Annotated in this window: 18 protein-coding genes and 1 pseudogene; 14 read left to right on the top strand and 5 right to left on the bottom strand. The window is 63.6% G+C overall.

Features of this window, described 5'->3' with window-relative positions; all coding sequences use genetic code 11:
• Window positions 1-6: 6 nt before the first annotated feature.
• Entirely contained in the window at window positions 7-834 is an 828-nt protein-coding gene (locus ACNJYA_RS23975; protein ID WP_439403464.1) for an alpha/beta hydrolase family protein, read from the bottom strand.
• 68 nt (window positions 835-902) lie between these two features.
• A complete protein-coding gene (locus ACNJYA_RS23970) occupies window positions 903-2,591 on the bottom strand; it encodes an aspartate:alanine exchanger family transporter (RefSeq protein WP_439400794.1) in 1,689 nt (562 codons plus the stop codon).
• Between the two features lie 132 nt (window positions 2,592-2,723).
• Here ACNJYA_RS23970 and ACNJYA_RS23965 point away from each other — a divergent pair, with 132 nt between their 5' ends.
• From ACNJYA_RS23965 to ACNJYA_RS23940, 6 genes and pseudogenes are all read left to right on the top strand, one after another.
• Window positions 2,724-3,404 (top strand): YoaK family protein, encoded by a 681-nt coding sequence (locus tag ACNJYA_RS23965; RefSeq protein WP_172784561.1) that lies wholly within the window; start codon window positions 2,724-2,726, stop codon window positions 3,402-3,404.
• 4 nt (window positions 3,405-3,408) lie between these two features.
• Window positions 3,409-3,523, top strand: a pseudogene (locus tag ACNJYA_RS23960) (SulP family inorganic anion transporter); the annotation flags it as partial.
• A gap of 206 nt (window positions 3,524-3,729) precedes the next feature.
• Window positions 3,730-6,483 carry a decarboxylase gene (locus tag ACNJYA_RS23955; protein WP_439400793.1) on the top strand — a complete coding sequence of 918 codons (2,754 nt, stop codon included), beginning with the start codon at window positions 3,730-3,732 and terminating at the stop codon, window positions 6,481-6,483.
• Window positions 6,484-6,500: 17 nt separating this feature from the next.
• Window positions 6,501-8,201, top strand: a complete 1,701-nt coding sequence (locus tag ACNJYA_RS23950) for an aspartate:alanine exchanger family transporter (protein ID WP_439400792.1) — start codon at window positions 6,501-6,503, stop codon at window positions 8,199-8,201.
• Between the two features lie 14 nt (window positions 8,202-8,215).
• Window positions 8,216-8,656, top strand: a complete 441-nt coding sequence (locus tag ACNJYA_RS23945) for a hypothetical protein (protein ID WP_172784564.1) — start codon at window positions 8,216-8,218, stop codon at window positions 8,654-8,656.
• A gap of 188 nt (window positions 8,657-8,844) precedes the next feature.
• Window positions 8,845-9,297: a hypothetical protein gene (locus ACNJYA_RS23940; RefSeq protein WP_271511850.1), complete on the top strand. Its 453-nt coding sequence runs from the start codon at window positions 8,845-8,847 to the stop codon at window positions 9,295-9,297.
• Between the two features lie 67 nt (window positions 9,298-9,364).
• Here the strand turns inward: ACNJYA_RS23940 and ppk2 are convergent, their stop codons facing one another.
• Window positions 9,365-10,165, bottom strand: coding sequence for a polyphosphate kinase 2 (gene ppk2 / locus ACNJYA_RS23935; protein WP_439400791.1), 801 nt, complete (start codon window positions 10,163-10,165; stop codon window positions 9,365-9,367).
• A gap of 11 nt (window positions 10,166-10,176) precedes the next feature.
• Window positions 10,177-10,629, bottom strand: coding sequence for a hypothetical protein (locus ACNJYA_RS23930; protein ID WP_439363528.1), 453 nt, complete (start codon window positions 10,627-10,629; stop codon window positions 10,177-10,179).
• A 164-nt stretch (window positions 10,630-10,793) separates the two neighbouring features.
• On the opposite strand from ACNJYA_RS23930, the gene ACNJYA_RS23925 reads away from it, so the two are divergent.
• From ACNJYA_RS23925 to ACNJYA_RS23900, 6 genes are all read left to right on the top strand, one after another.
• Complete coding sequence (locus ACNJYA_RS23925; protein ID WP_439367506.1) at window positions 10,794-11,219, top strand: hypothetical protein; 426 nt, start codon at window positions 10,794-10,796, stop codon at window positions 11,217-11,219.
• Window positions 11,212-12,447: an HlyD family secretion protein gene (locus ACNJYA_RS23920; RefSeq protein WP_260383165.1), complete on the top strand. Its 1,236-nt coding sequence runs from the start codon at window positions 11,212-11,214 to the stop codon at window positions 12,445-12,447. The genes ACNJYA_RS23925 and ACNJYA_RS23920 overlap by 8 nt, the downstream gene beginning before the upstream one ends.
• Window positions 12,448-12,594: 147 nt before the next feature.
• Window positions 12,595-14,475 carry a sensor histidine kinase gene (locus ACNJYA_RS23915; protein ID WP_439363527.1) on the top strand — a complete coding sequence of 627 codons (1,881 nt, stop codon included), beginning with the start codon at window positions 12,595-12,597 and terminating at the stop codon, window positions 14,473-14,475.
• Window positions 14,476-14,646: 171 nt separating this feature from the next.
• A complete protein-coding gene (locus ACNJYA_RS23910) occupies window positions 14,647-16,284 on the top strand; it encodes a DUF3300 domain-containing protein (RefSeq protein WP_439400790.1) in 1,638 nt (545 codons plus the stop codon).
• Window positions 16,281-17,198, top strand: coding sequence for a DUF2950 domain-containing protein (locus tag ACNJYA_RS23905; RefSeq protein ID WP_439400789.1), 918 nt, complete (start codon window positions 16,281-16,283; stop codon window positions 17,196-17,198). The genes ACNJYA_RS23910 and ACNJYA_RS23905 overlap by 4 nt, the downstream gene beginning before the upstream one ends.
• The gene (locus tag ACNJYA_RS23900) at window positions 17,182-17,646 is read left to right on the top strand and encodes a hypothetical protein (RefSeq protein WP_439400788.1); all 465 of its coding nucleotides are present in this window, start codon (window positions 17,182-17,184) and stop codon (window positions 17,644-17,646) included. Before ACNJYA_RS23905 ends, ACNJYA_RS23900 begins: the two co-directional genes overlap by 17 nt.
• 4 nt (window positions 17,647-17,650) lie before the next feature.
• Here the strand turns inward: ACNJYA_RS23900 and ACNJYA_RS23895 are convergent, their stop codons facing one another.
• The gene (locus ACNJYA_RS23895) at window positions 17,651-18,187 is read right to left on the bottom strand and encodes a GNAT family N-acetyltransferase (RefSeq protein ID WP_172784573.1); all 537 of its coding nucleotides are present in this window, start codon (window positions 18,185-18,187) and stop codon (window positions 17,651-17,653) included.
• Between the two features lie 152 nt (window positions 18,188-18,339).
• Between ACNJYA_RS23895 and ACNJYA_RS23890 the strand changes: the two genes are divergently transcribed.
• Together ACNJYA_RS23890 and ACNJYA_RS23885 are read left to right on the top strand one after the other, a co-directional pair.
• Window positions 18,340-20,568 (top strand): DUF3141 domain-containing protein, encoded by a 2,229-nt coding sequence (locus ACNJYA_RS23890; protein ID WP_439400787.1) that lies wholly within the window; start codon window positions 18,340-18,342, stop codon window positions 20,566-20,568.
• Between the two features lie 29 nt (window positions 20,569-20,597).
• A complete protein-coding gene (locus ACNJYA_RS23885; protein WP_172784575.1) occupies window positions 20,598-21,560 on the top strand; it encodes a phosphate acetyltransferase in 963 nt (320 codons plus the stop codon).

Here is a 21,560-nt window from a genome sequence, read left to right as displayed (position 1 = left end):
CGAGACTCAGTTCTGCGCATCGAGAAATTTGGCGACCAATGGCGACCAGAGCGGAACCGCGTCCGGCGAACCGATGAAGAAATGTCCCTCGTTGCCGAACGGCGGCATCAGGTGATATTCGGCCCGGCCGCCGGCGGCGATGAAGGCATCGTGCATGCGCTTTGACAGCTCGGGACCGAAAAACGTGTCGTTCCCGATGTAGATCCACAGCATCGGCACGCGCGATGTGCGGCCGAAATCGGCGGTGGCCTCGACCAGGCGGTCGGGAGCGCAATTGTTGTTCGGCTTGCCGTCGACGCGTCCACCGCGGCCCCCGGCAAAGACAATGATGGCCTTCACCTGCGGCGGGTTCATGCTCGACAGGGCGATCGCAGCCCAGCCGCCGGCGGACTGCCCGACTACGATCACGTCCTTCGGGACGATCCGCTTCTCGGCGGCCATATAGTCGATGATCCAGAGATCGACCTGGGCGATCGCAAGGCCGGCATCATGGAAGTTCGGATTGGTGCATTTGCCGACCTTCGAGAAGAACGGCCCATAGAGCGCCCGCTCGGGGATATCGATCGCTGCTGCGCCATACCCGCTGCCGACCGGCGCCACCACCAGATAGCCTCGCCTTGCGAACCATTTGGCGGCGTCGCGAAATTCCACTAGCGGAAAAAAGCTGCGATTGGTCGGGTTGAGCGAGACACCATGGTTCATGATCACCAGCGGAAACGGTCCGTCGCCGACCGGGCGCACCAGATAGGCGAACATCGGCAGCGGCAGGGGCAGCGCCCAGATTTCCTCCTGGATGCGGACCTCGTCCCCGGCGCGCGTGGGCGATACGGCCATGAAGAGGGCGAGGAAGGTGATCGCGAGACAATGGAGCAAGGCAGGTCCGCGTCGCATCCCCGTCTCCCTCAACCTGCGTAGGTTGCGGCCACGACGATCGGGCCGAGTACCGTGAGCACGACATTGCCGACCGCGTAGGGGACGGCGACGCCGAGCACCGGGGTCTGGCTCTCGGCAACGTCGCACGCGCCGGTGACGGCGGCATCGACCGTCATCGCGCCGGCGAGCGCACCGCAGGTCACGACGGGATTCATGCGCAGCAAATAATAGGCAACGAGCGTTCCGACCACCATCGGAACCAGCGTGACGACGATGCCCATGCCGACCAGCAACAGGCCGTGGGCCTGGATCGCCGACCATGCGGCGAGGCCGTTGCCGAGTCCGATCGCCGCGATGAAGCCGCCGAGGCCGATGTCGCTCAGGGTCTGCTGCGCCGCCGGCGGCATTGCGCCGATGCCGGGCCGGCGCGTCCGCAGCCAGCCGCAGACGAGCCCTGCGATCAGCGCGCCGCCGCCGCCACCCAGCGTCAATGCGACAGTGCCGACTTTGAAGCTGGCAAGGCCGGCCAGAAGACCCACTGCGATGCCTGCGGCGAGAAAGGCGATGTCCGTGCGGTCGCTCGTATTCAGGGCGTGTCCCACTTGCGCCGTTGCCCGCGCGATATTGCTGGTGCTGCCGACCAGCGTCATGACGTCGCCGAGGTAGACCCGCGTGTCGGGACCGAGAGGCACTTCGCGGCCCATGCGCGTCAGCGCACGCAGGAATACGCCGCGTGTATTGTCACCGAGCCGGTCAACGATCTCGCGCAGCGAGCGGCCGTGCAGCTGGCGGTTTTCGACGAGCACCTCGATCACGTTGCCGGGCAGGTTGCGCAGCAGTTCCCCCGCGTCGATCTCGGCCCCGAGAATCGGCTTGGCTGCGACGATCGCCGCGGTCGGACCGGCAATGACGATGTCGTCGCCGGCCTCGAGCACGGTGTCCTGCTGCGGCTTGATGTCGGCCCCGCTGCGAACGATCCGCTCCACGACCGTGCGGCCGCCGATCTCCGCCTCGATGGCACCGATGGTGCGACCAGCGCCGGCCGACACGCGATAGGCGCGGGCCTGGAATTTGCGATAGGACAGGTTTTCCGTCTTTGGCGGCGCACCGCCGGCGAGCTCCGCCTCGAGTTTTTTCGCCTCTGCCTTCAGATCGATCCGCATCAGCCGTGGCGCGATGAATGGCACGTAAAGGAGCGTCAGGATGTAGCCGAGCACGTAGGTCACTGCGTAGCCCGCCGCGATGTTGGCTTCCTGCTGCTTCAGCACGTCGCTAGGCAGGCCGAGCTGCGCCAGGGCGCCAGATGCGGTGCCGATCACTGAGGATTGCGTCAGCGCCCCGGCCGTCAGTCCCGCCGCTGTCCCTGTATCCAACGTGAAGACACGAGCGAAGATGAGCACCAGGACGAGCCCGGTGGCGCCGATCACCAGCGCCAGCACGACCTGCGCCAGGGTCCGCAGGCTCAGCGAAGCGAAAAATTCCGGTCCAGAACGGTAGCCGATGGTGAACACGAACAGGCTGAACAGGATCGCCCTGAGGATCGGCGGGAACGTGAAACTCCCGAGTTGTCCGATCAGCACGGCGACAATCAGGATGCAGGCGGTGGTTCCGATCGAGAAGCCGCGGATCCTGATGCGGCCGAGGATGGTGCCGATCGCAATCGCGAGCAGCAGGAAAATTTCCGGTGCGGTGGCAATGATCCACCTGACGGTTTCCATGGCATTCCCCGGCGCTTTGGCGTGATTTGATTGATGGCGGCGGGGGTGTTGCTTGATCCAGATCAAGCCTTCGCGGCAACGTGGCGGCGCCTATGACGCAATGGAATGTGCGCGACAGCCCGTATTGCCGACATGAGTACCTTTGACGTCGCAGCCGGCGCGATCCGCCGCGATGAGACAGTCGAGATCGTCCTGCTGCTCGCCTTTGCCGGCGGCTATATCGACGCTTATACCTGGATCATCCACGGTGTGATGGCGAACGCCCAGACCGCAAATCTGGTCTTCCTCTGGGTCTATGCGACGGCCGGCAACTGGGCGAAGGCCTTGCACTTCGTTCCGCCAATCCTGGCTTTCGCGATCGGAATCGTGCTTGCAGCCTGGCTGCGCCGCGTCGCGGGCGAGCGGGCCAGCGCGATCAGCACATTGATCGAGATCCTGCTCTTGATAGCGATCGGTATCCTGCATAATCGGCTGCCCGATCTGGCCGGAACGCTCGGTATTTCCGCCGTGGCGGCGATGCAGGCCGCGATGTTCCTCAAGGTCGAAGGCACAGCGTGCAGCACGGTGATGATCACCGGCAATATGCGTCAGGCTATCGAGAACGTCTTCGCAGTCGCAGCAGGGGGCGCGCCACTGGGAACGCTGCGGCGTTCGGGCATCTTCTTCGCACTATGTGCCGTGTTCGGCTTCGGTGCCGCGGCCGGCGCTCTTGCCACCAAGAACATTCCCGATCTCGCGTTGGGCCTGCCCGTGGTCGCGCTGTTGATTGTGTTGCTGCGCTGCGAAGCGTCCCGTTCGGAGGACGGGCGATGAACCGCTCGATGTCCGTCAGGAGTTTCTGGGACTGGGCGCCGAACCTCGCGGCCGCCTTCGGCCATGGCTATCCCGTTGCGGGCGGCCTGTCGCGATCGGCGCTGAACGACAATGCCGGCTGACGGACGCCGCTGGCACTGGTGACCTGCCCGGCGATGATCAGGCGAGTGTCGCACAACGAATGGCCTGATGTTGTCGTGTTGCGCTGCGAACGCATGGCATCGGGTCGCATAATGCATGCGACCGTTGACTTGGATCAACGGAGCGAGCAGCGCCGCACCCACCATCCCGCATTACCTTCGGTAAAAAGGATCGGGAGAGAGAGATGTCCAAAGACGCCAAGCCCGCACAGAAGCGTATCGACCAGTTCTTTTCCGGCCCTGGTGCACGGGCAGACGACTGGCGCGACCTAGTGGAAACAGCAAAGACCTGGGCGCGCGTCGGCAATCGCACAGCCTATGACGCGGCACTGGCCGATCTTTCGATCACCGAAGAGTTTCACGGCTATCCCGGTCCGCACCTCATGGCGGCGCTGCGGGAAGCTGCGGCCGCCGGCGACGGCGCGTCATCGTTCGCCCTTGCGACGAGAATTGCCCAGGCGCTGGCGACCCGGTCCTTCCGCCAGCATGCCGGCGACTGGAACGCCAAGGACGACGGCAATGGTGACGCACCCGAACTGGTGCCGCCGGCCTTTGGCGCGCACGGCGCGCGCAGGCCGTATTTCGAGACCCTGATCGTCACCGGCGTATCATCCAGCCAATGGCCGGCGCTGGCCGCCGAATGGCGCAAGCTGCGGCGCCCGGTCGACGCATTCATCTATGAACCCGTCATCGTCGGCAGCCTGGAGGACGCCTTCTGCGCGACGATGCTCAATCCGAACATCGGAGCAGTCATCATCAACGAGGGTTTCGGCCTGCGTTCGCGCCACGATGCGCCGGTGTTGCGCTCGATCATGGCCACGGCCGGTCTCAACGACGAAACCGATGCCTCGGCGCTGCGGCTCGCCCAGATCATCAAGCGCGTCAGGCCCGAGCTCGACCTTTATATGATCTCGAACCGGGACGTGGAGGAGCTCGCCGGCAATCCCGAGGCGGATGTGGTCCGCCGCATCTTCTATTCCGTTGAAGAACTGCTGGAACTGCATCTGTCGATCCTGGAAGGCATCCAGGATCGCTACGACACCCCGTTCTTCGACAATCTCAAGAAATACGCCCAGCGTCCGATCGGCACCTTCCATGCGCTGCCGATCGCGCGCGGCAAGTCGATCTTCAAGTCCGACTGGATACGGGACATGGGTGAGTTCTACGGCCCGAACCTGTTCCTGGCCGAGAGCAGCGCCACCACCGGCGGTCTCGACAGCATGCTGGAGCCGACCGGCAACATCAAGAAGGCGCAGGAGAAGGCGGCGAGGGCGCTCGGTGCCGATCGCGTCTTCTTCGTCACCAACGGCACCTCGACGTCGAACAAGATGGCGGTGCAGGCGCTGCTCGCGCCCGGCGACATCGCGATCGTCGACCGCAATTGCCACAAATCGCATCACTACGGCATGGTGCTGGCCGGCGCGCAGCCGCTCTACGTCGAAGCCTTCCCGATGACGGAATATTCGATGTACGGCGCGGTGCCGCTGAAGACCATCAAGCAGGCGCTGCTGGGAGCCAAGGCCGACGGCCGGCTCGACCGGGTCAAGATGGTCGACCTGACCAACTGCACCTTCGACGGCCATATCTACAACACAAGGCGGGTGATGGAGGAATGCCTCGCCATCAAGCCAGATCTGATCTTCCTCTGGGATGAAGCCTGGTTCGGCTTCGCGCGGTTCTCGCCGTTCCTGCGCCGCCGTACCGGACTTGGCGCCGCCAACGAGATCGAGGCATGGATGCGCCATCCCAAGTCGGTCGAGGCCTATGAGAAGCAGCAGGCCGAGCTCGGCAAGAACCCGTCCGAGGAGGCGCTGCTCAAGACCCGCCTGATCCCGGATCCCAGACAGATCCGGCTGCGCGTCTACCAGACCAACTCGACCCACAAGTCGATGTCGGCGATCCGCCAGGGCTCGATGCTCTCGGTCAAGGACGTCGAATTCCACACCGTCGAGCAGCAGTTCAAGGAGGCGGTGTTCACCCACGCCTCGACAAGTCCGAACCAGCAGCTGATCGCGAGCCTCGACATCTCGCGGCGGCAGATGGAGCTGGAGGGCTATGGCCTCGTCGCCAATGCAATCGAGATTGCGTTCGCGATCCGCCAGGCAGTCAACAACAATCCGCTGATCTCGAAATACTTCCGCATCCTCGGTGCCGACGCCATGGTGCCGGCGCAGTATCGCCAAAGCGGCTTCACCGACTTCCTCGCCCCCGGCGTCAACTGGGCGAATACGCTGAAGAGCCTGAACGAGGACGAGTTCTGTCTCGACCCGACCCGCATGACGCTGGTGTGCGGCATGGCCGGCTATGACGGCACGCAGTTCAAGGGCATTCTCGCCAACGAGTACAACATCCAGGTCAACAAGACCTCGCGCAACTCGGTGCTGGTCCAGTCCAACATCAACAACACCCGCAGCGATGTCGCGCATCTGGTCCGTGTGCTCGCCGAGATCGCGGGCGAGATCGACCGCGGCCTTGCCCAGGGTGGTGCCAATGCGCGGAAGGTCTTCGAGGCACGGGTGACGAGCCTCATGAAGGACGTGCCCGACCTGCCGAACTTCTCGCATTTCCACCCGAGCTTCCGCGGCGATGCCGGCACCAAGACCAATGAAGGCGACATCCGCAGCGGCTTCTACGCGGCCTATGACGTCGCCGGCTGCGAGCACATTCGCCTCAACGACCCCGAGATCGACCGGCGTCTGAAGGCCGGTCCCGAGCTCGTCTCGGCCAATTTCGTCATTCCCTATCCGCCGGGCTTCCCGATCATGGTGCCCGGCCAGGTCATCACCCAAGAGACCATCGACTTCATGCGCAAGCTCGATGTGAAGGAGATCCATGGTTACGACGCCAAGGAAGGGCTGAAACTCGTACGGACGGAAGCCTTGGCCAAGCTCGGCAGGCCAAAGCCGAGCGCGCAGCCGAAGCTCAAGGCCGCGTCATAGGCCGGGAGGGGACGAACATGCAGGCATTTTTCGAATTCTTGCAGCAATACCCCTATTTGCTGCTGTTCTTCGTGGTCGGTCTCGCCGTCTATATCGGCCGGGCCAGCATCAAGGGCTATGGCCTCGGCATGGTCGCCGGTGCCATCGTGGTCGGCGCGGGCCTCTCGGTCTGGGCATCCAGCTATGGCGTGAAGCTGGAGCTGAATAACTTTGCCAAGAGCTTGTTCTACTATCTCTTCATGTACGGCGTCGGCCTGCGCGTCGGTCCCTCCTTCGTCAACAGCCTGAGGGGCGACGGCATCAAGTTCCTGTTCCTCGCCGTGGTGTCGAGCGTGATCGGCCTGGCGCTCGTTGTGATCGGTGCAAAGCTGTTCGCGCTTCCGCCCGGTGCGGCCGGCGGCATGCTGGCGGGTTCGCAGACCATGTCGGCGGCGATTGGTTCGGCCGAGCAGGCCGTCACGTCGGGCGTCGTGAAACTGCCTGCCGGGATGAAGCCAGAGGATGCCTCCGGCATGATCGCCTTGTCCTACGGTATCACCTACATTTGGGGCACCGTCGGCATCATCCTGATCTGCAAATATCTCCCGCGCTGGTGGGGCGTCGATGCCAAGGCTGCCGCGAAGCAGTATGAGCAGGAGTTCGGCGTCAAGGATCTCGAAGGCGGCGCTCTGACCGGCTATCGTCAGTTCGGTCTGCGGGCCTACCGGCTCGAAAATCCCGCGACGGTGGGGATGAGCATCGCCAAATTCCGCGCGGTCAATCCGGAATATCGGATCGTCAACGTGGGGCGTAATGGCGAGCCGCAGGGTGCTGATCCCGAGCTCGTGCTGCAGAAGGGCGATATCGTCGCGCTGGGCGGCTCGACCGAGCATCTGACCGAGAAGATGGGCCTGATCGGTCCGGAGGTCGCCGACGCCAAGACGCTCGGTATACCCATGGACCAGGCTGAAATCGTCGTCTTCAACAAGGACGTCGTCGGGCGTACTTTCGAATCCTTCCGCGACACGGCCATCGCCGGCCAGCTGCAGGTGACCAAGGTCGAACGGGGCGGCGTGCAGATCCCGGCCGGTCTCAAGACCAAGCTGGAACGCATGGACATCGTCTCGGTGGTCGGCCTGAAGTCGGCGGTCAACGAGCTCGGCGAGATGTGGGGCCGCATCGCGCGCGCCAACACCTCGACCGACCTGCTGACCCTGTCGGTCGGCATGATCATCGGCTTCCTGATCGGCATGATCGAATTCCCGGCCTTCGGCGCCAAGGTCGGCCTCGGCAATGCCGGCGGCCTGTTGCTGTCGGGCGTGATCGTGTCCTCGGTCGTGTCGCGTCTGCGCTTCTTCGGCAATACGCCGAATGCGGCGCGAAACGTGCTCGAGGATCTCGGCCTCGTCGTGTTCGTCGCGATCGTCGGCGTCAATGCCGGCGCCGGCCTGTTGGCTCAGCTCACCGGCGCGCTCGCGCTCAAGATCTTCATCGTCGGCTTCATCGCGTGCACGATCCCGCCGTTCATCGTCTGGGCGATCGGATTCCACGTCTTCAAGATCAATCCGGCGGTGCTGATGGGCGGCGTTGCCGGCGCGCGCTCGCATTCCGGCCCGTGCCGCGAGGCCGCGGTCGAGATCCAGAGCTCCGTGCCCTGGATCGGATTCCCGGTCGGCTATGCCGTCTCGGGCATCCTTCTCACCATCTTCGGCTACTTCGCCATGATCCTGGCTCAATAAGGGGAAGACACGTCATGAGAAAACTGATCTTCGGCGCCGTCCTGGTCGCCTCGCTCGCAACCGTTGCCGGCTTCAGCACGCCAACGCATGCCGATACCGGCCAGGTTGCGGTCGTCTTCACCAAGGGAGGCTTCATCGTCGGCGCCGGTGGCGGAGAGGGCGTTTTGGTCTACCGGGGCAAGAAGTATCCGTTCACGGTGTCTGGCATGAGCGTGGGCCTCACCATCGGGGCGTCGACGACGAAGTTCGTCGGCCGGGCGCTCAATCTGAAGGGGCCGGCATCCATCGAAGGCTCCTATGCCGTGGGAGGAGCGGGTGGGGCAATCGCCGCAGGTGCTGGCGCCGTTCAGTTGCAGAACAGCAATGGCGTCATCCTCCAGCTCAGCGGCCCCAAGGTCGGCGCGGAAGTATCGGCTGCCGTCGGCGGCGTCACAATCCGCCTGAAATCGAGCTGAACGAGCCGCGCAGCGCGCCCGTTCACGTGCGCGCTGCAGGAGCCCGCCTCACAAAGCCTTCGTCTTGTTGATTCAAATCAAGCTCGAATCGGATCGGTACCCGACCTTATCGTCGGGTGCCTATCGCGGTCGTGCGGCGGCATCATCCAACAGCGAGTGATGGCACCCCAATCATAGGAGAAGATGCCATGCTTCGTTATCTTCTGGCTGCTCTTGCGGCCTTTGTCCTGCTCACCGTCAGCCTCATTCCCGACGATGCTTTCGCTCGTCGCGGTGGTGGCGGCTTTCATGGCGGCGGCGCCCGTGCAGGTGGCTTTCATGGCGGAGGTGTCCGCGGTGGCGCTGTTCACGCGGGCCGCATCCATGGCGGGCATCGCGTCGCCGGAGGTCCGCGCCCTGCTCATCCGATAGCCGGTCGTCCCGGCCGCTATCCTGTCGCAGGTCGCCCGGGTCGTCCCGTCGCCGGTTATCCGGGATATCGTCCTGGCTACGGCTACGGCTGGGGCCGCGCGGCCGGCGCTGCCGCGGTTGGGGCTGCAGCAGCGGGCGCTTACGGCGCTTACGGCTACTACAACAACAGCTGTTATCAGGACACCTACGGCAATTGGGTCTGCCCGCAGCAAAACCGGTATGGCTATTGAGCGATTGACGGCAAAGCGCGACGACGATTCATCCTAATCGCATCGCGCTTTAGCGGCCTGATGCTGCTCAAAAGCGTTGCGCGACGAAATTCATCCCCTTGAGGCTGGTCTGGTCGTTGTAGCGTCCCTTGTCGGAGCGCTTCGGCAGCTTGATCGTGTCCTTCTTGATGCGCTTGTAGGGAATGGCGCCGAGAAGGTGGGCGATGCAGTTCAGCCGCGCCCTTCGCTTGTCGTCGGAGCGGACGATGTGCCAGGGTGCTTCCTTCGTGCTGGTCTTCTTCAGCATCAGGTCGCGCGCCCGCGAATAGTCGTACCACCGCCTGAAGGATTCCAGGTCCATCGGACTGAGCTTCCACTGCCGGACCGGGTCGTCGATACGGGCCCTGAAGCGGCGCTCCTGCTCGTCCATGCCGACCTCGAGCCAGATCTTGATCAGGATGATGCCGCCGTCGATGACGTATTTCTCCATCTGCGGGCACAGGTTGAGGAAGCGCTCGTGTTCGGCGGGGGTGCAGAAGCCCATGACGTATTCGACGCCGGCGCGGTTGTACCAGCTCCGGTCGAAGATCACGATCTCGCCGCCGGCCGGAAACCGCTCCATATAGCGCTGGAAGAACAATTGCGTCTTCTCGCGGTCGGACGGCGCGGGGAGGGCGACGACCCTGAATACGCGCGGGCTGACCTTCTCGGTGATCGCCTTGATCGTGCCGCCCTTGCCGGCGGCGTCCCGACCCTCGAACAGGATGATGACCCGGAGCTTGTTCTCCCGCACATAGTCCTGGAGGTGGCACAGCTCGACCTGCAGCTTCTCGAGCGCTTTCTCGTAATCCTTCCGCTTCATCCGCTCTGCAGCTGCGTCCTTGGCCATGCCTACCCGTCCTAATCGTCCCAGGATATGGTCACGCCGATGTCGCCCGGCACGCCGCCGGGAAAATCGATGACCTGATAGGCAATGCGATAGCCGCGCGGTTTCAGGTAATCGGTCCAGAGCTGGAAGATCTCCTTGGGGATCCCGGTCAGAGTGTTCTCCCAGCCCTTCTCCATCTGATTGATGGCGCGGCCCTTGTCCGTGCACAGTGAGTTGGGGAAGCGATAGACCAGCACTTCCGTCAGGCCGTTTCGCACCGCGCGCTGGATGATGGTCGAGGCGAGCTTGATCTTCTCTTCCTCGGTCTTGCCCGACGGCTTGCTCAGGCGCTCGATCAGCGCACGCTTCTCGGCCTCGGCGGCGGCGGCGAGGCGGACATATTCTTCCGCCTTTTCAGCCTCCTTGAGAGCGGCTTCCTTTCGGATCTGGGCGGCGTTGGGGATGAGATCGTCTAGGCCGGTCATGGCGGGCGGCTCCTGATGGTTATCCAATCAGCACGCAGAAAACGCTAGGTCCGGCGCAAAAGCGTTCCCTTGATTCAAATCAAGCAAACGCGGACCTATCCGCACACAGTGCTGCACATGCATGTCTTGACCGGGAGAGACGCTTGAGCGACCAGCTTCATCCGATGGCACCGCATCATCTGCCGTTCTATCTGGCGCCCGGGAGCGGGACCGACACGCTGATGGTGGTGATGGGCGTATTCCTGATCGGGACCGTGCTCTGGGTCGGCACGCTTTATTGGAAACTGCACAGCCTGCCCGAGCGGATGGCGCACAAATCGCAGAAATTGCAGTTCGAGCTTGTTGCGGTGCTCGGCCTGATCTCTCTGTTCACGCACATGCACATCTTCTGGATCGCCGGCCTGCTCCTCGCGTTGATCGACATCCCGGATTTCGGCACGCCGCTGCGCAGCATTGCCGGATCCGTCGAAAAGATCGCTGACGCAACGCCGGTTGCCGATGGCGGGGATGTCTTGCCCGAGGCCGCTGCGACGCCGCTTCTGCAGGATAAGCCGGGACCCGCCAAGGAGAAGGAGCACAGCCATGTTTGAGCTGATGTTCTGTTCGCTGCTGACGATCCTGCCCGATTACCTCTACCGCCGTTATGTTCAGGGCAAGCGGTTCGGCAAGGAGATCACCTTCTTCTCGATCTGGTACGAGTTGCGCTGGGGCATCACCGCCTGCCTGATGCTGACGATCTCGTTGATTACGATGATCTTCTACTTCCATCCCGCAACCTCATCCGCGACGTTGTACTTCCGCACCGTGCCGATTCTGCCCGAAGGCTCGGGCCGTGTCGCCGAGGTGAAAGTCGGGTTCAGCGCGCCGGTCAAGAAGGGCGATGTTCTGTTCACGCTCGACAGCTCGAAGCAGCAGGCTGCATTCGAGACCGCCAAGCGGAAGGTTGCAGAGGTCGATGCCGCCATGCAGACCGCACAGGCGGATGTGGTCAAGGCCGAGGCGCAGATCGGGGAGGCGAAGGCCAACTACCAGCAGGCCAAGGACGAACTCGAGGTCAAGTCCGAGCTCCAGCGCCGCAATCCGGGCATCGTTCCGCAGCGGGATATCGAAAAGCTCCAGGTCCTGGTCGACCAGCGCCAGGCGGGCGTCGACGCCGCAACGGCCGTGAAACAATCCGCATCTCTGCAGGTCTCCGTCCTGCTGCCGGCCCAAAAGGCCAGCGCCGAAGCCGCGCTCGACCAGGCTCAGGTCGATCTCGACAAGACCCTCGTACGCGCCGGCGTCGACGGGCGCGTCGAGCAGTTCCTGGTTCGCCCCGGCGACGTCGTCAACCAGCTGATGCGTCCGGCCGGCGTTCTCGTTCCGGAGGGTGCGGGCCGCAAGGCGCTCCAGGCCGGTTTCGGCCAGATCGAGGCGCAGGTGATGAAGACCGGCATGGTCGCGGAAGCGGCCTGCATCTCGAGGCCATGGGTGATCATCCCCATGGTGATCACGACAGTGCAGGACTACATCGCGGCCGGACAGTTCCGCTCCGGCGAGCAGCTCATCGATCCGCAGAATGCCGTCCGCCCCGGCACGATCCTCGTGTTTCTGGAGCCGCTCTATAAGGGCGGCCTCGACGGTGTCACGCCGGGCTCGAGCTGCATCGTCAATGCCTACACCAGCAACCACGAGGAGATCTCGGCCAAGGACACCCCGACCAGCCGGAAGATCGCGCTGCACGTCGTGGATGGCGTCGGCCTCGTGCATGCGCTGCTGCTGCGCATTCAGGCGCTGTTGCTGCCGATCCAGACACTCGTGCTGAGCGGCGGCCATTGAACGAGAGAAGCGGACGAACGAGACTATGGGCGGGTCGTCACGCGCCGCTGAGGCCCGCCTCGGGGCTGTCCGTGCGCTGCAATCCGCGCTAAAATTGCCGGAGATCGCAGTCAGCGAAAGCTGCGGGGAGTGGAGCTGAGCGGGCGCATGTCCAGGGATGCGGTCAGGCCGGTTGCGGCTGCGTGGCTTTGTCTCGGCCTCTTGCTCGCCGGGTGCACGCTATGCAGTCCTGTGCGCGCGCAATCGGCCCCGGCACCGCGCAGCGAGCCCAAGCGTGTGCTGATGCTGCATTCCTTCGGGCGCGATTTCTTGCCCTGGAGCGAGTACGCACGCAGCATCAAGACCAATCTCGAGGAGCGCTCTCCCTGGCCGCTCGATATCCAGGAACATACGCTTCTTACGGCCCGGTTCATCGCGCCGGGTCCTGAGGGGCCCTTCGTCGAATATCTTGGTTCGCTGTACGAAGGGCGGCCACCTGACATCGTGATGAGCATTGGCGGGCCAGCGGCCGGATTCGTGCAAAGGCATCGCGAGAAGCTGTTTCCGAAGGCGCCAATGGTCCTCACGACAGTCGAGGAACGATTGATCGACCGCTCACGCCTGACCCGGAACGACGCGGTAGTGTCAGTCCGTAACGAATTTGTCACGGCCTTCCGCAACGTTCTGCAGGTGCTGCCGGACACGCAGACGATAGCCCTCGTCATTGGCGCGTCTGCGTTGGAGAAATTCTGGCTCGAAGAGGTCAAGAGGGACGTCAAGCCGCTCGAAGGCCGGGTTTCGTTCGTTTGGTACGGCGATCTGTCGTTCGAGGACATCCTGAAACGGGCATCGACGCTTCCCCCGCACACGGTTCTGTTCTGGGGGTTGATGTCGGTCGACGCGGCGGGTGTCGTTCATGATGGAAATCTGGCGCTGCATCGCCTTCAGGCCGTCGCGAACGCCCCAATTTTCTGCTTTGAGGAGTCGTTCTTCGGACGCGACATTGTCGGCGGTCCGATGCATTCAATTCCTGAACTCGGCCAAAAGACCGCCGATGCGGCACTGCGAATTCTGGGCGGGGAAGAGCCTGCAAACGTCAGAATTGAACCGATCGCATATGCCGCTCCTAAATACGATTGGCGGGAGTTGCAGCGCTGGGGCATCAGCGAGAGTAGCCTGCCCAAGGGAAGCACCATCCTGTTTCGCGAGCCGAGTATCTGGCAGCGCTATCGCTGGCAGATGCTGATGATCTCGGCCGTGTTCCTGGTCCAGGCCGGACTCATCAGCGGGCTCCTGCACGAGCGTCGTCGCCGGCGGGTTGCCGAAGTCGAATCGCGTCAGCGCCTGACGGAACTCGCCCACGTGAACCGCTACTCGGCGGTTGGCGAGCTGACGACCTCGATCGCGCATGAACTGAACCAGCCGCTCGGATCGATTCTGACCAATGCCGAAACGGCAGAGCTCATGCTGAAGGCTGCCCAGCCCGATCTGGTCGAGATCCAGCAGATCCTCGCCGACATCAGAAGGGACGACCAACGGGCGAGCGAGGTGATCCGCAGGCTCCGTAGCGTTTTGAAAAAGACCCCGTTCGAGGTCAAGGACATCGAGCTCAACGATACGGTGCGCGAAGCAATTGGTCTCGTGAAGGCGCTCGCCCAGGGGCGCCGGATCACGTTGAGCTATCTGCCGGTCATGGCCGGCCTTCACGTCAAGGGCGATCCGGTCCAGCTTCAGCAGGTCCTCCTCAACCTGATCATCAACGCGATGGATGCGATCTCCGACGCCGACACCGGAAAGCGGGAGGTCAGCGTCGCGACCCTGCGCACCGGCCATCAGGCCGAAATCAGGATCACCGATACCGGGCCTGGAATGGCCGCCTCCGACGTCGCAAACGTCTTCGATCCGTTCTTTACGACGAAGCCGCATGGCATGGGCATGGGACTTGCGATCGCCAGGACCATCGTCGAGGCTCATCACGGCACGATCGCTGCTGCGAACCAGCCTGCGGGCGGTGCGCTGTTCACCATCCGGCTTCCGATCGCTGGCTGAGAAATGATCCGCGTGGCTCAGGGGCGGGCTGTCTCGACCGAAAATCCTTGTCGAATGCTCGTGCGTCCTTGCGCTGCGGCAGCCGCGACGGCCTGGTTTCGTTGATCTCGATCAACAAATGCCTGCGGCCCGGCTTGATCCTCCCGCACTGGGAGTCAGACGGAGGATGTAATGTTTCGTTGCGGCACGACCCTGATGGCGCTGGCGCTCTTGATGGCGACTTCGGTCGCCGCAGCGGCGCAGACCCCAACAACACCTGCAGCGCCGGCGCCGCAGGCGCAGCCTGCCAGTCCACCTGCGCCGACGGCCGAGCTCTTGAAGCCCGAGCAGCTCGAGGCCCTCGTCGCGCCGATCGCGCTTTATCCCGACGAGTTGCTCGCCAATGTACTGGCTGCCTCGACCTATCCGCTGGAAGTGGTGCAGGCCGACCGCTGGCTGAAGGAGCGCAAGAGCCTGAAGGGCGATGCGCTGAAGACGGAAGTTGAGAAGCAGGGCTGGGACGACAGCGTCAAGGCGCTGGCCAGCACCGCCGACGTCCTCGCGATGATGAGCGACCAGCTCGACTGGACCAAGAAGCTGGGCGATGCCTTCCTCGCGCAGCAGCCCGACGTGATGGACGCGATCCAGCGTCTGCGCAACAAGGCCTATGACAACAAGAAGCTCGTCACCACCAAGCAGCAGAAGGTCAGCGTCCAGTCTCAGGAAGGCAAGCAGGTCGTCTTGATCCAGCAGGCCGATCCCGCGGCGATGTACGTGCCGTATTACGACCCGGCGACGGTCTACGGCAGCTGGCCCTATGCGGAATATCCGCCGTATTATTGGGGCTATCCGTCTTACATCGGCGCCGGCATGGTCGCCGCCGGTCTCGCCTTCGGCACGGCCTGGGCGATCGGACGCTGGGGCAATTACTGGGGCGGTGGCTTCAACTGGGGCAACCGCAACGTCTATGTCAACCATCGCACCACGAACATCGGCAATGGCTGGCAGCACAATCCGGCGCATCGCGGTGGTGTCCGCTACAACAACAGCAATGTTCAGCAGCGCTTCGGCAACAACAATCTGAAGGCCGGCGTGTCGGACCGGATGGATTTCCGCGGCCGCGACGGCAACCAGGTGCTGCGGCCCAACCAGGGTGCCGGGGACCGGGCGGGAGATCGTGCGGGCGATCGCGGCGGTCCAGGTGATCGTGCCGGCAATCGCGGCGACCGGCCCGGCGGCGGCGATCGTGCCGGTGCGGGTGATCGTGCCAAAGGTGCGAACAAGGGCGCGAGCAAGGGCGGCGGCGATCGCGCCAAGGCCGCGAACCGCGCCGGCGGCGGTGCGGCCAATCGTGGCGGCGGCGGCAACCGCGGCGGTGCCATGAACGTTTCCTCCGGCCGCTCGGCTGCCGCCGCATCCGCGCGCGGCCGCAGCAGCATGGCGAGCATGCCGCGCGGTGGCGGCGGCGGACCAAGCTTTGCCGGCCGCGGTGGCGGTGGCGGCATGGCGATGCGTGGCGGCGGTGGAGGAGGCGGCTTCCGCGGTGGTGGTGGCGGTGGCCGGCGTTCCGACATCGCGCTGAAGCATGATGTCGTCCTGCTCGGTCATCTCTCGAACGGTCTTGGCTATTATCGGTTCAGCTACCTCGGCAGCGACAAGGCCTATGTCGGCGTGATGGCGCAGGAGGTCGAGCAGGTGATGCCCGATGCTGTGACCCGCGGCAGCGACGGCTATCTGCGCGTCCATTACGAGAAACTCGGGCTGACGTTCCGCACCTATCGCGACTGGCTCGCCGGCGGCGCGAAGCTTCCTGCGGAGGTGATGCCATGACTGCTCTGAAATCGTTTAACCGTGCGCTGCTCCCCGGCGTGTTCGCGCTCGCGCTGCTCGGATCGGCCTCTCTCGCGCAGGAATCCTACAAGACACCGGAAGAGGCCGCGTCTGCCCTTGCCGCCGCGGTCAAGAGCGGCCCGAAAGACATTTTGAAAGTGCTCGGCAAGAACGCGGAGGACATCGTCTCATCCGGTGACGAGGTCGCCGACAACGATATACGTCAGCGTTTCACCTCGATGTATGACACCAAGCATAGCATCAAGGCGGAGGGCAACAAGTCTGCCACCTTGATACTCGGGCCGGACGACTTCCCGTTCCCGATTCCGCTGGTCAACACCAGGACGGGCTGGGCGTTCGACACCGACGAGGGACGGATCGAGGTGCTGCGCCGTCGCATCGGCCGCAACGAACTCGACGCGATCCAGACCGCGCTCGCCTTCGTCGACGCGCAAAACGAATATGCCGAGAAGGACCGCGGCGAGGGCGTCGGCGTCTACGCGCAGCGCATCGTCTCCTCGCCCGGCAAGAAGGACGGCCTGTTCTGGCGCGACGACAGCGATCCGAGCCCGCTCGGTGCGCTCGCGGCCGAAGCCTCGAAGGAGGGCTATCGCGGTAACGATGTCGGACCTGAACCTTATCACGGTTATTACTTCCGGATTCTCAAAGGGCAGGGGCGGGATGCGCCCGGCGGCGCGCTCAACTACGTCGTCAAGGGCAAGATGATCGGCGGCTTCGCCCTGATCGCCTGGCCCGCGGAATACGGCAATTCGGGCGTCATGACCTTCCTCGTCAATCATGACGGCGTCGTCTATCAGAAGGATCTCGGCCAGCGCACCGAGTTCATCGCGCAGCGCATCACGCTGTTCGATCCCGACCAGACCTGGAAGAAGGTCGATGCCGCAAAACCCTGAGCCGCGCCTGCGCGGGCGCGCATTTCGCCTGATCGTGTTGCTTCTGCTCGCAGTCGGGCTGACCGCGCCGGCGACGCCGTCCTTCGCGCAGGCAGCCGGTCAGGTCAGAGTGAAGATCGTCAAGGCAGGCCTCCTGGTCGGCGGTGGCGCCGGCAGCGGCGTGTTGACGTACCGGGGCAAGACCTATCCCTTCAAGATCAGCGGCCTGAGTTTCGGCATCACGGTCGGTGCAACTTTCGGCCGTCTCGACGGCTGGGCATCCGGCATCCGGGAGGTCGGTGATTTCGCCGGCACCTACAGTTCCGTCGGCGGCGGCTTTGCGCTGGTCGGCGGTGCCAACGGTGTGCACCTCCGCAACGAAAAGGGCGTCACGATGGTGTTGCAAGGCCCGAAGGCGGGACTCGAGCTGGCGGCCAATATCAGTCAGATCACGATCGCTTTGAGGTGAAGGCTCAGGCCGGGCGCGCGGATGCAAGTGAGAGCGACAGGCGCACCGTTCTCGGATCTTCACTCCGTCCAGGCCTGAATCCCGCCTTCGCGAACACGCTGCGCATGGGCGTGTTGTCGGACAGAACCTCGGCCGTGAGCTCTCTTATGCCTTGTTCGCGCGCGATGTCTGTCAGGTGTCTCAGCAGCAGCGAGCCTACGCCGCGACCTTGCCAGGCATCCACCACGACGAAGGCCATCTCGGCCTGACCGGGCTCGACGACAACGTACCGGCCCCCGCCGATAATGGCGTATCGACCCTGTTCTTCTGCGAGAGCGGCCAGCGCAACGTGATTGCTGAAATCCACGTCCATAAAGTAGGCGCGCTCCTTCTCCGAGAAGTGCCGTTTCAAAACGAAGAACCGGCTCTGCAGCGACTGCGGGCCGGTACGCGCGATGGCAGCAAGCATATCCGCCTCGTCGCTGGCGCGAAGCGCGCGGATCTGGATCGGAGTGCCGTCCTTCAGGACGGTTTGGACGCTGTAAGTTGCAGCTTGTGACATGACGATGTTGCTCGTCCAAACCGTCCAGCCGGGTCTCATGCCTTGTGATGCAGGATAAAGGCCTCCCAAGCGTGCAGATCATCTTGACCTAGATCAACGTTCGTCCTCCCCCAGCGCCGTCAATTGGCGAGGGCGACGGAGAGGTCGAGAACATGTCCATGGACAACGTACAAATTCCGGGCGGTCCCATGTCGGGGCTGGTCGCCTCGGCAGTCGAATACCTGGTCGACGCGGGACAGCGCAGTGTTCTGTTCCTAGATATCATGCGCCGGCGCGGGGATCAGTACAGGGAGCATGTCGCGCAAACCGCCCCGCATGTTCTGCAATATGCGGCCGAATTGATCATGGACGGGCGCCAGCTCGCCGAACCCGTCAATTACGCGCTGGTACGCATCGTTCCGCCTGCCAACGTCGAGATCGACATGAACCGGCGGCCGTTCGTCGTGGTCGATCCACGTGCGGGCCACGGCCCCGGCATCGGCGGCTTCAAGGCCGACAGCGAGATCGGGGTGGCGATGAAGGCAGGCCATCCCTGCTACTTCATCGGATTCCTGCCGGACCCGATGCCCGGTCAGACCATCGAGCGCATCGCGCGTGCCGAAGCCATCTTCATCGAAAAGGTCATGAGCCTTCACCCGGATGCCGACGGCAAGCCCTGCGTGATCGGCAATTGCCAGGCCGGATGGGCCGTCATGATCCTGGCCTCGCTGCGTCCCGAGCTGTTCGGCCCGCTGATCATCGCCGGCGCGCCACTGGCCTATTGGGCCGGCGTGCACGGAAAGTATCCGATGCGCTACTCGGGCGGGCTACTTGGCGGAAGCTGGTTGACGGCCCTGACGTCTGATCTCGGCGCCGGCAAGTTCGATGGTGCATGGCTGGTGCAGAACTTTGAGAACCAGAACCCTTCGAATACGCTCTGGACCAAGCAGTACAACGTCTATTCCAAAGTCGACAGCGAGGCAGATCGCTACCTCGAATTCGAGCGTTGGTGGGGCGGCCACGTCAATTTGAACGCCGAGGAGATTCAGTTCATCGTCGATGAGCTGTTCGTCGGCAATAACCTCGCCGCCGGCAACATCGAAATGTCCGATGGCCGGAAGGTTGATCTTCGCAACATCAGATCCCCGATCGTGGTGTTCTGCTCGGAGGGCGACAACATCACACCGCCGCAGCAGGCGCTGCATTGGATCCTCGATTGCTATGCCGATGTCGATGAGATCAGGGCCTACGGCCAGACCATCGTCTACACCGTGCACCAGAGCATCGGCCATCTCGGCATCTTCGTCTCCGGCGGCGTTGCCAAGAAGGAGCACGCGGAATTTTCCAGCAACATCGACCTCATCGACGTTCTGCCGCCCGGGCTCTATGAAGCAACATTCGAGGCTAAGGACGAGGAAACCGCAAGTTCGGATCTGGTCGTCGGCCAGTGGGTGATGCGATGCGAGGCACGGACGCTCGACGACATCCGCGCCATGGGCGGCAATTCGCCCGAGGACGAGCGACGCTTTGCCACCGCCAAGCGGATTTCGGAAATCAACCTGGCGGCCTATCAGAAATTCGTCCAGCCGTGGGTCAAGCGCATGGTGACGCCAAGGATGGCGGAATGGGCTCACAACATGCATCCGCTGCGGCTGCAATACGAGCTGTTCAGCAGCCAGAATCCCTATATGGCGGCGGTGAAATCATTGGCCGAGAAGGCCGCCGAGGAGCGCAAGCCGGTCGCTGCGGACAATCCGTTCCTGGCGTTCCAGGAGCAGATCTCGAAGCAGGTCGTTCACGCCCTCGACAGCTGGCGCGATTCACAGGAGGCACTCAGCGAAGCGATGTTCCTCAGCGTCTACGGGTCCCCGGCGCTCCAGGCGGCGGTCGGGATCGACCCGACGTCCACGCCGTCGCGTCGGCGTGAGATGTCCGCCGAGCATCGCGCCATGCTCGAGAAGCGCATCGCCGATCTGAAGTCGCGGATCGGTGAAGGCGGCCTCCGTGAAGCGGCGCTGCGCGCTTTGCTCTATGTCGGCTCGGCACGGGGGATGGTGGACGAACGCAGCATCGAGGCTCTGCGCCAGGTTCGCAGGGATCATGGCGGCGCACGCATGTCGCTTGCCGAGTTCAAGATGCTGGTACGCGAGCAGTTCTTCATGCTGTTGCTCGATCGAGAATGGGCGCTCGCCGCAATACCGAAATTGCTGCCTGACGACATGAACGTTCGTCGCGCAGCATTTGAAGCGATTGAGCAGGTGCTGTCAGCCAGTGCGGATGTCACGGGCGAGCGCGCAAACCGGCTGCGGCAGATCGCTGGCCTGTTTGGCCTCGAGACCGCGGAAGGTTCCGAAAGGGCGTCGAACGTTGCCCCTTTCGACCCTAAGGCGAAGGCTTCGTAACGCGGGTTGTGAGGATCGGGAGCGACATCATGTCAGCAGATGCGACGGCCACGCAGTCTCCCAGCAAGTATGACCGCCTGATCGCCGCGGCCAAGGCGATCCCGCCGACGCCGACCGTCGTCGTGCATCCCTGCGATGAGACATCCTTGCGGGGCGCCGTCGACAGCGCGTCTGCCGGCATCATCCGGCCGCTCCTGGTCGGGTCGGAGCGCAAGATCAGGGATACGGCTGCCAGGTTCGGCCTGGACATCGCGGGTTGTGAGATCGTGGATGCCGCACACAGCGACGATGCCGCCGCGAAGGGTGTCGAATTGATCCATGCCGCGCGCGGCGAATTGCTCATGAAGGGCAGCCTTCACACCGACGAGCTGATGCGAGCCGTCACGGCCAAGGTCGGGGGATTGCGGACTGATCGGCGCATCAGCCACGTTTTCGTCATGGATGTGCCGGCCTACGCCGAGACGATCTTCGTCACTGACGCCGCGATCAACATCTTCCCCGATCTGGACGCCAAGCGGGACATCATTCAGAACGCGATCGACCTCTACAATCAGGCGGGCTTCGGCAAGTCGCCGCGGGTGGCCATTCTTTCCGCAGTCGAAACGGTCACGTCGAAAATTCCGTCCACGATCGAGGCCGCGGCCCTCTGCAAGATGGCGGATCGTGGCCAGATCACGGGCGGCGTGCTCGACGGGCCGCTGGCCTTCGACAACGCGATCGACCTCGACTCGGCGCGGATCAAGGGCATCAAGTCCGAGGTGGCCGGCCGCGCTCAGATCCTGGTCGTGCCCGACCTCGAAGCGGGCAACATGCTGGCCAAGAACCTCGCCTATTTCGCCAAGGCCGACGGCGCCGGCATTGTGCTCGGCGCGCGTGTACCCGTGGTTCTGACCTCGCGTGCGGACAGCCCAAGAGCGCGGATGGCATCGTGCGCGGTTGCTGCACTTTATGCTCACGCGCGGCGCCAGAAGGCGCCGACTATCGCGGCGTGA

The organism is Bradyrhizobium sp. BLXBL-01, assembly GCF_051853025.1.
Taxonomy (GTDB): domain Bacteria; phylum Pseudomonadota; class Alphaproteobacteria; order Rhizobiales; family Xanthobacteraceae; genus Bradyrhizobium.
The sequence above is the reverse complement of the archived record's forward strand: the minus strand, read 5'-3'. Positions and strand labels throughout refer to the sequence as shown.

Bases quoted from the DNA above. Each gene is read 5' to 3' on its own strand.
- ACNJYA_RS23940 (WP_271511850.1), top strand. From the start codon at position 8,845: ATGCTTCGTTATCTTCTGGCTGCTCTTGCGGCCTTTGTCCTGCTCACC.
- ACNJYA_RS23945 (WP_172784564.1), top strand. From the start codon at position 8,216: ATGAGAAAACTGATCTTCGGCGCCGTCCTGGTCGCCTCGCTCGCAACC.
- ACNJYA_RS23925 (WP_439367506.1), top strand. From the start codon at position 10,794: ATGGCACCGCATCATCTGCCGTTCTATCTGGCGCCCGGGAGCGGGACC.
- ACNJYA_RS23950 (WP_439400792.1), top strand. From the start codon at position 6,501: ATGCAGGCATTTTTCGAATTCTTGCAGCAATACCCCTATTTGCTGCTG.
- ACNJYA_RS23915 (WP_439363527.1), top strand. From the start codon at position 12,595: ATGTCCAGGGATGCGGTCAGGCCGGTTGCGGCTGCGTGGCTTTGTCTC.
- ACNJYA_RS23885 (WP_172784575.1), top strand. From the start codon at position 20,598: ATGTCAGCAGATGCGACGGCCACGCAGTCTCCCAGCAAGTATGACCGC.
- ACNJYA_RS23910 (WP_439400790.1), top strand. From the start codon at position 14,647: ATGTTTCGTTGCGGCACGACCCTGATGGCGCTGGCGCTCTTGATGGCG.
- ACNJYA_RS23970 (WP_439400794.1), bottom strand. From the start codon at position 2,591: ATGGAAACCGTCAGGTGGATCATTGCCACCGCACCGGAAATTTTCCTG.
- ACNJYA_RS23920 (WP_260383165.1), top strand. From the start codon at position 11,212: ATGTTTGAGCTGATGTTCTGTTCGCTGCTGACGATCCTGCCCGATTAC.
- ppk2 (WP_439400791.1), bottom strand. From the start codon at position 10,165: ATGGCCAAGGACGCAGCTGCAGAGCGGATGAAGCGGAAGGATTACGAG.
- ACNJYA_RS23930 (WP_439363528.1), bottom strand. From the start codon at position 10,629: ATGACCGGCCTAGACGATCTCATCCCCAACGCCGCCCAGATCCGAAAG.
- ACNJYA_RS23900 (WP_439400788.1), top strand. From the start codon at position 17,182: ATGCCGCAAAACCCTGAGCCGCGCCTGCGCGGGCGCGCATTTCGCCTG.
- ACNJYA_RS23955 (WP_439400793.1), top strand. From the start codon at position 3,730: ATGTCCAAAGACGCCAAGCCCGCACAGAAGCGTATCGACCAGTTCTTT.
- ACNJYA_RS23895 (WP_172784573.1), bottom strand. From the start codon at position 18,187: ATGTCACAAGCTGCAACTTACAGCGTCCAAACCGTCCTGAAGGACGGC.
- ACNJYA_RS23965 (WP_172784561.1), top strand. From the start codon at position 2,724: ATGAGTACCTTTGACGTCGCAGCCGGCGCGATCCGCCGCGATGAGACA.
- ACNJYA_RS23890 (WP_439400787.1), top strand. From the start codon at position 18,340: ATGTCCATGGACAACGTACAAATTCCGGGCGGTCCCATGTCGGGGCTG.
- ACNJYA_RS23905 (WP_439400789.1), top strand. From the start codon at position 16,281: ATGACTGCTCTGAAATCGTTTAACCGTGCGCTGCTCCCCGGCGTGTTC.
- ACNJYA_RS23975 (WP_439403464.1), bottom strand. From the start codon at position 834: ATGGCCGTATCGCCCACGCGCGCCGGGGACGAGGTCCGCATCCAGGAG.